This is a genomic window from Streptomyces sp. UNOB3_S3, assembly GCF_020740895.1.
Taxonomy (GTDB): Bacteria; Actinomycetota; Actinomycetes; order Streptomycetales; family Streptomycetaceae; genus Streptomyces.
In genome coordinates this window covers 1-11,357 of record NZ_JAILXP010000240.1, presented here as the reverse complement: position 1 = coordinate 11,357, position 11,357 = coordinate 1, and the positions used below count along the sequence as shown (strand labels likewise).

General features: G+C 72.1%; 2 protein-coding genes. Both read left to right on the top strand.

Going from position 1 to position 11,357, the window contains the following annotated elements; translation table 11 throughout:
* Positions 1-1,081 (top strand): beta-ketoacyl reductase (locus tag K6I33_RS23620; protein ID WP_229356526.1); only part of this gene is annotated, 1,081 nt, incomplete at its 5' end.
* Between the two features lie 23 nt (positions 1,082-1,104).
* Positions 1,105-11,357 (top strand): type I polyketide synthase (locus K6I33_RS23615; RefSeq protein ID WP_229356525.1); only part of this gene is annotated, 10,253 nt, incomplete at its 3' end.

Genomic DNA, 11,357 nt, shown 5'->3' with positions numbered 1-11,357 from the left:
CACCGCGGTCGTCCACGCCGCCGGTGTCCTCGACGACGCCACCATCACCACCCTCACCCCCCACCACATCGACAACGTCCTCCACCCCAAAGTCGACGCCGCACTCAACCTCCACAACCTCACCCACCACCACAACCTCACCACCTTCGTCCTCTTCTCCTCCGCCGCCGGCACCCTCGGCAGCCCCGGACAAGCCAACTACGCCGCCGCCAACACCTTCCTCGACGCCCTCGCCGCCCGACGCCGGTCCGCCGGGCTCCCGGCCGTGTCGCTGGCGTGGAGTCTGTGGGAGGACCGCAGCGAGATGACCGGACACCTCGCGGGGACCGACCTCCAGCGCATGGCACGGGGCGGGGTGACACCACTGACGACCGACGACGGCCTCGCGCTCTTCGACGCGGCCCTGCGGCTGGACGAAACCCTCCTCGTACCCGCCCGGTTCGATCTCGCCGCTCTGCGCAACCGGTCCGGCTCCGGGGTGGTACCCGCGCTGTTGCGCGGTCTCGTCCGTACCCCGGCACGGCGTACCGCGCGAACCGCCGTCGAGGAGCAGGCCGGGCCGGCGCTCTCCGCTCGTCTGGCCGGGCTCACCGGGCCCGAGCGGGAGGAGACGCTGCTGGAGCTCGTACGCTCGAACGCCGCCGCGGTGCTCGGGCACTCCTCCTTCCGCACCGTCGGTGCGCATCAGGCGTTCAAGGACCTCGGCTTCGACTCCCTCACGGCCGTGGAGCTGCGCAACCGCCTCAACTCCGCCACCGGCCTGCGCCTTCCCGCCACGCTGGTCTTCGACCATCCCAGCCCCGTTTCGCTCGCCGCCCGGCTGCTGGCGGAGCTGCTGCCGGACGGCGGCGCGGAAGGGAGCGAGGACGCCGATCCGGCGGGCACGGAACTGCGCAGGGTGCTGAGGAGCATTCCGGTACAACGCCTCCGCGAGGCCGGCCTGTTGGAAGCCGTCCTGCGCCTCGCCGAGGACGGCGCACCGGCGGCCGACGGCACGGCGGACGCCGGCACGACAGAACTCATCGACGTCATGGACGTCGCAAGCCTCGTCCAGCGGGCTCTGGGCACTTCGGATTCCTGATCGTCTCGGGGAGCAGACAGCACATGACGACGTCCACTGAGCAGCTCGTCGAGGCTCTGCGCGCCTCGCTCAAGGAGAACGAGCGGCTTCGCCGCCAGACGCGGGAGCTGACCGCCGCTTCCGGCGAACCCATCGCCATCGTGGGGATGAGCTGCCGGTTCGCCGGTGGTGTGAGCTCGCCCGACGAGTTGTGGCGCCTGCTGGACTCCGGAGGGGACGCGGTGTCCGGCTTTCCCACCGACCGCGGATGGGACGTCGAGGGGTTGTACGACCCCGACCCGGAACAGCCGGGGAAGACCTACGTCCGGGAGGGCGGCTTCCTCCACGACGCCGGGGGGTTCGACGCCGGATTCTTCGGGATCTCCCCGCGCGAGGCCCTGGCCATGGACCCGCAGCAGCGGCTGCTCCTGGAGGCGTCGTGGGAGGCCCTGGAACGGGCCGGTGTCGACCCGGACTCGCTGCGCGGCAGCAGGACCGGGGTCTTCGCCGGCCTGAGCGGCCAGGACTACGCCGCGGCACTCGCGGACGTACCGGAAAGCGTCGAGGGCCACCTGATCACGGGTAACTCCGCCAGTGTGGTCTCGGGCCGGGTCGCCTACGCCTTCGGGCTGGAGGGCCCCGCGGTGACGGTGGACACGGCATGCTCGTCGTCGCTGGTCGCCCTCCACCTGGCCGTACAGGCACTGCGCCAGGGCGAGTGCGACCTCGCCCTCACCGGCGGCGTGACCGTCATGTCCACACCCGCTCTGTTCATGGAGTTCAGCCGCCAGCGCGGCCTGGCCAAGGACGGTCGCTGCAAGGCGTTCTCCGACACCGCCGACGGCATGGGCGCCGCCGAAGGCGTCGGCATGCTGCTGGTGGAGCGGCTCTCGGACGCCCAGCGCAACGGACACCAAGTACTCGCCGTCGTACGAGGCTCGGCGATCAACCAGGACGGCGCCAGCAACGGCCTCACCGCCCCCAACGGCCCCTCGCAACAACGCGTCATCCGGCAGGCCCTGCGCAACGCCCGGATGCCCGCCCATGAGGTGGACGCGATCGAGGCGCACGGTACGGGGACGACGCTGGGTGACCCGATCGAGGCGCAGGCGCTGCTGGCCACCTACGGCCAGGACCGCCCCGCCGACCGTGCCCTCTGGCTGGGCTCCGTCAAATCCAACATCGGCCATACCCAAGCCGCGGCCGGCGTCGCAGGTGTGATCAAGATGGTGCTCGCCATGCGGCACGAGGTGCTCCCGCGCACGCTGCACGTGGACCAGCCCTCGTCGCACGTGGACTGGTCGGCCGGAGCGGTGGAGCTGCTGACGGAGGCACGCCCGTGGGACCGCGACGGCCACCCGCGCCGCGCCGGCGTGTCCTCGTTCGGCATGAGCGGCACCAATGCCCACGTCATCCTGGAGGAAGCACCGGAGGAGGCACCGGAGGAATCCGCGACGGGGGACGGAGAGGACTCCGACAGCCGGCCGGCGGGCAGTGCACCGGTGCCGTGGCTGCTCTCCGGCAAGGGTTCCGAGGCCCTGCGCGCCCAGGCCGAGCGCCTGCACGCCCATGTGACCGCGCATCCGGAACTCCGAGCCCTCGACGTCGCGCACTCCCTCGCGACGGCCCGCCCCTTCTTCACCCACCGTGCCGTCGTGCTCGCGGACGACCGGGACGGGCTGCTCGACGGACTCCACGCCGTGGCCGCCGGAGAGGCGTCCGCCCAGGTGGCCGAGGGTGTCAGTGGCGAAGACGCCGACAAGGTGGCCTTTGTGTTCCCGGGGCAGGGTGCGCAGTGGGTGGGCATGGCGGTGGAACTGCTGGATTCCTCGCCCGTCTTCGCCGACCGGATGCGTGAGTGCGCGGCAGCACTATCGCCCTACGTGGACTGGTCGCTGCCCGACGTCCTGCGCGGTACGGAAGGGGCACCCTCGCTGGACCGGGTGGATGTGGTGCAGCCCGTGCTGTTCGCGGTCATGGTCTCGCTCGCGGAACTGTGGCGATCCTTCGGCGTCCGGCCGGCCGCGGTGATCGGCCACAGCCAGGGCGAGATCGCCGCAGCATGCGTCGCCGGAGCCCTCTCCCTCGACGACGCCGCACGCGTCGTCACCCTGCGCAGCCAAGCCATTCTCCAGCTCTCCGGCGCCGGAGGAATGGTCTCCATCGCCCTCCCCGCCGACCAGGTACGCGAGCGAATCGAGACGACGTGGGGCGAGCGCATCTCCATCGCCGCCGTCAACGGCCCCTCGGCCACCGTCGTATCGGGTGAACCACAAGCCCTGGACGAACTCGTCACAGCCTGCGAGACGGACGGCGTCCGGGCCCGGAAGATCCCGGTCGACTACGCCTCCCACTCCGCCCAGGTCGAGACCATCCGCGAACGACTGCTGAACGTCCTGTCAGGGCTCACCCCCCGCACGTCCGAAGTACCGTTCTACTCGACCGTCGACCGCCAGTGGCTCGACACAACCGCCGTCGGCGCCGAGTACTGGTACCGCAACCTCCGGCACACCGTCGAGTTCGAACAAGCCGTCCGCGACCTCATCGACGACGGCTTCACCGCCTTCGTCGAGATCAGCCCCCACCCGGTGCTGACCATGGCGGTACAGGAAACCGCCGAGGACACCGGGACAGCACAGACCGTCGTCGGCTCCCTGCGCCGAGACGAAGGCGGGCTGTCGCGCTTCCTCACCTCACTCGCCGAAGCTCACGTCCAAGGCGTAACCGTCCACTGGTCCCCCGCCCTCACCGGAGGCCACCGCGTCGACCTGCCCACCTACGCGTTCCAACACCAACGCTTCTGGCTCGATACGCACACCGGCACGGCCGACGTGACAGCGGTCGGTCTCGCCACGACGGATCACCCTCTGCTGGGCGCCGCAGTGCCGCTGGCCGACGGTGACGGAGTCGTCCTCACCGGTCGGCTATCACTGCGAACCCACCCCTGGCTCGCCGACCACACCGTCCACGACACCGTCCTCCTCCCGGGCACAGCATTCGTCGAACTGGCCATACGCGCCGGAGACGAAGTCGACTGCTACCAGCTCGACGAACTCACCCTGGAAGCACCCCTGATCCTCCCGCGAAACGGTGCCGTGCGCGTCCAACTCGTGGTCGGGGAGCCACAGGGCGGCGACGGTCACCGCCCGTTCGCGGTGTATTCGCAGGCCGAGGGCGACGGCGCCGAAGGGCCCTGGGTACGGCACGCCGGCGGCACCCTCTCCGCCGGTGCCCCCCCGGAGGCGTTCGAGCTGTCCACGTGGCCGCCGCCCGGGGCGAGCGCCATCGAGGCCGACGGCCTGTACGAGCGTCTGGCCGCCGCGGGATACGGCTACGGCCCCGCCTTCCAAGGGCTGCGCGCGGCCTGGCGGCGCGGGGACGAGCTGTACGCCGAGGTCACGCTGCCGCCGGACGCCGGCACCGATGCGGCGGGGTTCGGGCTCCATCCGGCTCTGCTCGACGCGTCACTGCACGTCGGCGCCCTGGAGGCCCTGGAAGGCGCGGCGGACGGGCTCCTGCCGTTCTCGTGGAGCGGCGTCCGGCTGCAGGCCGTCGGCGCCACCACCCTCCGGGTGCGCTCGGCTCCCGCTGCCGACGGCGGCGTCGCGCTCCAGGTCGCCGATGCCACAGGCGCGCCCGTGGCATCGGTGGTCTCGCTGGTCTCTCGGCCCGTCTCGCGTCGGCACCTGATGTCGGCCGGCAACCCGCTCCGTGACGCGCTGTTCCACGTGGAGTGGACCGCACTGGCCGAGCCCGCCGCACCGGCGACCGGCCGCAGGGCCGTTCTCGGTACGGGAATCGCCGCTCTGGCCGAAGCCCTCCGCACCACCGGCACTACCAGCACCACCGGCACCACCGGCACCACCGGCACCACCGGCACCACCGACACCACGGTGGACACCTACCCGGACCTCGCCGCCCTCCGCTCGGCCCTCGACGCGGGCGCTCCGGTACCCGACGCGGTGATCCTTCCGTGGGCCGACGATCGGCAGCCGCCGCTTCCGACGGCGGACGCGGTACGCACCACCACCCACCGCGCGCTCGAGCTGGCCCGGGCGTGGCTGGCCGAGGAGCGGCTGGCGTCCTCGCGGCTGGTCCTGGTGACCTCGGGCGCCCTGCACGATCGCTTCGACCAGGCCGCGCTGTGGGGCCTGATGCGGTCGGCCCAGTCGGAGCACCCCGACCGCTTCGTGCTCGTCGACGTCGACGAGCACGAGGCGTCCCCACGGGCCCTGCCGGTGGCACTCGCCTCCGGGGAGCCGCAGCTCGAGATCCGGGCGGGCGTACTGCACGTGCCGCGGCTGGCCCCGGCGGCTCCGCCGGAGGAAGGCGCCGGCACCGCGTGGGATCCGGACGGCACGGTGCTCGTCACCGGGGCCGGGGGCACCCTGGGTGGTCTCGTCGCCCGCCATCTGGTGACGGCCCACGGCGTGCGGCACCTCCTGCTGGCCGGCCGCCGGGGCCCGGCCGCCCCGGGTGCCGAGGAGCTCAGGGCCGAGCTCACCGCGCTGGGCGCCGAGGTGACCGTGGCCGCCTGCGACGTGTCCGACCGGGAGGCACTGGCCGGCCTTCTCGCGGGAATACCCGCCGAGCACCCCTTGACCGGCGTGGTCCACGCCGCCGGAGCGCTGGACGACGGCGTGCTCGAGTCGCTCACGCCGGAGCGGATCGACCGGGTGCTGCGTCCCAAGGTGGATGCCGCGCTGCACCTCCACGAGCTGACGCAGGACGCGAACCTGTCCGCGTTCGTCCTCTTCTCCTCGGCGGCGACCACCTTCGGTGCGGCCGGGCAGGGCAACTACGCGGCGGCCAACGCCTTCCTGGACGCCCTCGCCTGGCATCGCAGGGCCCGTGGGCTGCCGGGGGTGTCGCTGGCGTGGGGCCTGTGGGCCGAACGCAGCGGCATGACCTCGGGCCTCTCCGACGGCGACCTCGGCCGCATGGCCCGGGGTGGCATGCTGCCGCTGTCGACCGATCAGGGCCTGGCGCTGTTCGACGCGGCCGGGGCCACGGACGACGCCGTCCTGGTCCCGGTGCGGCTGGACCTGGCGGCACTGCGGGCGCGGGCCGCGACCGGGCCGCTGCCCGCGCTGCTGCGCGGCCTGGTCCGGGGCCCGGCCCGGCGGACGGCGCGGGACTCCGCCGCCCCTTCGTCCCTCGTCCAGCGCCTGTCCGGGCGCCCGGCGGTGGAGCAGGAGCGGCTGCTGGCCGAGCTGGTCGGTACGACCGTCGCCGCCGTCCTCGGTCACACGACGGCCGCCGTCGAGGCGGGCCGGACGTTCAAGGACCTCGGATTCGATTCCCTCACCGCGGTGGAACTGCGCAACCGCCTGAACGCCGCGACCGGTCTGCGGCTGCCGGCGTCCCTGGTGTTCGACTACCCGAACCCGTCCGTGCTGGCGGCCCACCTGCGGACCGAACTCGTGGGTGCGGGGCAGCCGGCCGCCGGACCGGAGCGGCGGGCCGCCGTGCCGACGTCCGACGACCCGGTCGTCATCGTGGGCATGAGCTGCCGCTATCCCGGCGGCGTGGGTTCACCCGAGGACCTGTGGCGACTGGTCGCCGACGGTACGGACGCCATCGCCGGGTTTCCCGGCGATCGTGGCTGGGACCTGGACGCCCTCTACGATCCCGACCCGGAGCAGCAGGGCACGATCTACGTCAAGGAGGGCGGATTCCTCCGCGACGCGGGAGATTTCGACGCCGGATTCTTCGGCATCTCACCCCGCGAGGCGCTGGGGATGGACCCGCAGCAGCGGCTCCTCCTGGAGACCTCCTGGGAGGCGTTCGAACGCGCGGGCCTGCGGCAGGACGCACTGCGGGGCAGCCGGACCGGCGTGTTCGCGGGCGTCATGTACCACGACTACGCGGCGTCGCTGGGACCCGTACCCGACGATCTCCGCGGCTACCTCGTCACGGGAAGCTCCGCGAGCGTGGTGTCGGGCCGGATCGCCTACACCTTCGGGCTCGAGGGCCCCGCGGTCACGGTGGACACGGCATGCTCGTCGTCGCTGGTAGCACTGCACCTGGCGGCCCAGGCGCTGCGCCAGGGCGAGTGCGACCTCGCCCTCGCCGGCGGCGTCACCGTCATGTCCACCCCGGAGGTCTTCGTCGAGTTCAGCCGCCAGCGCGGCCTGTCCCCCGACGGCAGGTGCAAGGCGTTCTCCGACGCCGCCGACGGCACCGGCTTCGCCGAGGGCGTGGGCATGCTGCTGCTGGAGCGGCTCTCCGACGCCCGGCGCAACGGACACCAAGTACTGGCTGTGGTACGGGGTTCGGCCGTCAACCAGGACGGCGCCAGCAACGGCCTCACCGCCCCCAACGGCCCCTCGCAACAACGCGTCATCCGCCAGGCCCTGGCCGGCGCCGGCCTCCGGCCGGCCGACGTCGACGCCGTCGAGGCCCACGGCACCGGCACCACCCTCGGCGACCCCATCGAGGCCCAGGCGCTGCTGACCGCATACGGCCGGGAACGGTCGGCCGACCGGCCGTTGTGGCTGGGATCGATCAAGTCGAACCTCGGTCACACCCAGGCGGCGGCCGGCGTCGCAGGCGTCATCAAGATGGTCATGGCGATGCGGTACGGGGTGCTCCCGCGCACCCTCCACGTCGACGGACCCTCGTCGCACGTCGAGTGGTCCACCGGAGCGGTGGAACTGCTGACGGAGGCGCGCCCGTGGGAGCGCGACGGCCGCCCGCGCCGGGCCGGCGTCTCCTCGTTCGGCATCAGCGGCACCAACGCCCACGCCATCATCGAGGAACCGCCGAACCCGTCCGACGGCGAGGACGGGGTACCGCCCCGGCCCGCGGCCGCGCCCGAGACCGCACCGGCGGTCGGGCCGACGGTCCTGCCGTGGCTCGTCTCGGCGAAGTCGGCACCGGCTCTCCGGGATCAGGCCCTGCGCATCCGCAATCATCTGGACGCCGCTCCCGGAACCGACGTCGCGGACGTCGCCCACTCGCTCGCGACCACGAGGTCGTTGTTCGAGCACCGGGCCGTGGTACTGGGCGACGACGGGGACGCTCTCCGGCGGGGCCTGGAGGCGCTGGCACGTGGCGAGTCGGCCGCGAATGTCGTCGAAGGCAGCGCGACGGCCAGCGTGGACAAGGTCGCTTTTGTGTTCCCGGGGCAGGGTGCGCAGTGGGTGGGCATGGCGGTGGAACTACTGGATTCCTCGCCCGTCTTCGCCGCCCGGATGCGCGAATGCGCGGCAGCGCTTTCGTCCTACGTGGACTGGTCGTTGCTCGACGTCCTGCGCGGTGCGGAGGGGGCGCCCTCGCTGGACCGGGTGGATGTGGTGCAGCCCGCGCTGTTCGCGGTGATGGTCTCGCTGGCGGAGCTGTGGCGATCGTTCGGGGTCCAGCCCGCCGCGGTGATCGGCCACAGTCAAGGCGAGATCGCCGCAGCATGCGTCGCCGGAGCGCTCTCCCTCGACGACGCGGCGCGTGTTGTCGCGTTGCGCAGCCAGGCCATTCTCCAGCTCTCCGGCGCCGGAGGAATGGTCTCCGTCGCCCTGCCCGCCGACCAAGTACGCGAGCGGATCGAGGCATGGGGCGGTCGCATCTCCGTCGCCGCCGTCAACGGCCCCTCGGCCGTCGTGGTCTCCGGGGAACCCCGGGCGCTGGATGAGTTGGTGACGGCGTGCGAGGCGGACGGTGTCCGGGCCCGGAAGATCCCGGTGGACTACGCCTCCCACTCCGCCCAGGTCGAGACCATCCGTGAACGCCTGCTGGACGTGCTGTCGGGGTTGGCTCCCCGGGCACCCGAGGTGCCGTTCCACTCGACCGTCGACGGTCAGTGGCTCGACACGACCACCGTCGGCGCCGAGTACTGGTACCGCAACCTCCGGCACACCGTCGAGTTCGAACAAGCCGTCCGCGACCTCATCGACGACGGCTTCACCGCCTTCGTCGAGATCAGCCCCCACCCGGTGCTGACCATGGCGGTACAGGAAACCGCCGAGGACACCGGGACAGCACAGACCGTCGTCGGCTCCCTGCGCCGCGACGAAGGCGGGCTGTCGCGCTTCCTCACCTCACTCGCCGAGGCCCACGTCCAAGGCGTCGCCGTCGACTGGTCCCCCGCCCTCACCGGAGGCCACCGCATCGAGCTGCCCACCTACGCATTCCAGCACCAACGCTACTGGTGGGAGACACAGGCCGGCACGGCGGACGTGACGTCAGCCGGTCTGGGAGCACCGGATCACCCCCTGCTGGGGGCAGCGGTTCCGCTGGCCGACGGTGACGGAGTCGTCCTCACCGGCCGACTGTCCTTGCGAACCCACCCCTGGCTCGCCGACCACACCGTCCACGGCACGGTCCTGCTCCCGGGAACAGCATTCGTCGAACTGGCCATACGTGCCGGAGACGAAGTCGACTGCGACCAGCTCGACGAACTCACCCTGGAAGCACCCCTGATCCTGCCCCAGAACGGTGGAGTGACGATCCAGCTCATCGTCGGCGTGGCGGACGAGACCGGCCGCCGCGGCCTGAGCCTGTACTCCCGGCCCGAGGAGGCCGGCCCCGGCCTGCCCTGGACCCGGCATGCCACCGGTGTGCTCGCGCCCGGCGGCCGGCCCGCCTCCTTCGACCTGACCGAGTGGCCACCGGCCGGTGCCCGGCGCGGCGATGTCGACAGCGTCTACGAGCGGTTCGCGTCCTCCGGCTTCGGTTACGGACCTGCCTTCCACGGCCTCCGTTCCGTCTGGTCGACCGATGACGAGGTGTACGCCGAGGTGGCGCTGCCCGAGGAGGCGGGGGCCGAGGCCGCGCGGTTCGGCCTGCATCCCGCGCTGCTCGACGCGGCCCTGCACGGCTTGGGCCTGGGCACGCTGCTGGAGGAGAGCAGCGGCGGACAATTGCCCTTCTCCTGGTCCGGAGTGTCCCTGTACGCGACGGGTGCGACGGCGTTGCGGGTACGGCTGGCCGCGACGGATTCCGGTGCGGTGTCGGTGCGGGTGGCCGATGGCACGGGTGCGCCAGTGGCCGAGGTGGAATCGCTGGTGCTGCGTCCGGTGTCGGAGGGGCGACTGGCCTCCGGCAGCGATGATACGGCCCGGGACGGGCTGTTCCGGGTGGAGTGGGTGCCGGTCGACGTGGTCACCCCGCATTCCGGGCAGGGGCGTTGGACCGTCGTCGGTCCGGACGAGCTCGGCCTGGCCGCCACCCTCGGCCCGTCCGTCGAGACGGCCCAGTCCTTGACGGACCTGGCGGCGCCCGACACCGACGTGCCGGACACCGTACTGGTCACAGCGGTAGCCGACTCCCGCGACGACGGCGGCGCGGCATCCGTACGGGCTGCGACGGTCCGGACCTTGGAACTGTTGCAGACATGGCTGGCGGAGGAACGGTTCACCGACGCACGACTCGTCGTCGTCACCCAAGGCGCAGTGGCCCTGGCAGACGGCGACGACGCCACGGACCTCACGCACTCCGCCGTCTGGGGCCTGGTGCGTTCGGCACAGTCCGAGAACCCCGGCCGCTTCGTCCTGCTGGACGTCGACGAACCCACATCGGCAGCGGCCATCCGCCATGCCCTGGCCACGGACGAACCCGAACTCGCCCTGCGCGACGGCGCGATCCACGCCAGGCGCCTGGCCCGGGCGGACTCGAGCGACGCGTTGGCCGTTCCGCCCGCGACACCCGATTGGCGGCTCGACGCCGGCACCGGGGGCACCCTCGAGGACCTGCGGCTGGTGGCGAACACCGAGGCCGGTGCCGCGCTGGGCGCCGGAGAGGTACGGGTCGCGGTCCGGGCGGCCGGGGTGAACTTCCGCGACGTACTGATCTCCCTCGGCATGTACCCGGGACGGGCGGTCATCGGCGGTGAAGCCGCCGGCGAAGTGGTCGAAGTCGGCCCCGGCGTGCGCACCCTGACTCCAGGTGACCGCGTGATGGGCATCTTCACCGGCGCCTTCGGCACTCTCGCGGTAGCCGACCACCGGCTGCTGGCGAAGGTTCCCGATGAGTGGTCGTTCACGCGGGCGGCGTCGGTGCCCATCGCATTCCTCACCGCGTTCTACGCACTACGAGACCTGGCCGGCCTACGCGCAGGCGAAACCGTACTCATCCACTCCGCGGCCGGCGGCGTCGGAATGGCAGCCACCCAACTCGCCCAACACTGGGGCGCCGAAATCTTCGGAACCGCCAGCCCCTCCAAATGGGACACCCTCCGCTCACTCGGCCTCGACGACAACCACATCGCCTCATCCCGAAACCTGGAATTCGAAAAACAATTCCCCAACATCGACGTCGTCCTCAACAGCCTGGCCCGGGAATTCACCGACGCCTCCCTACG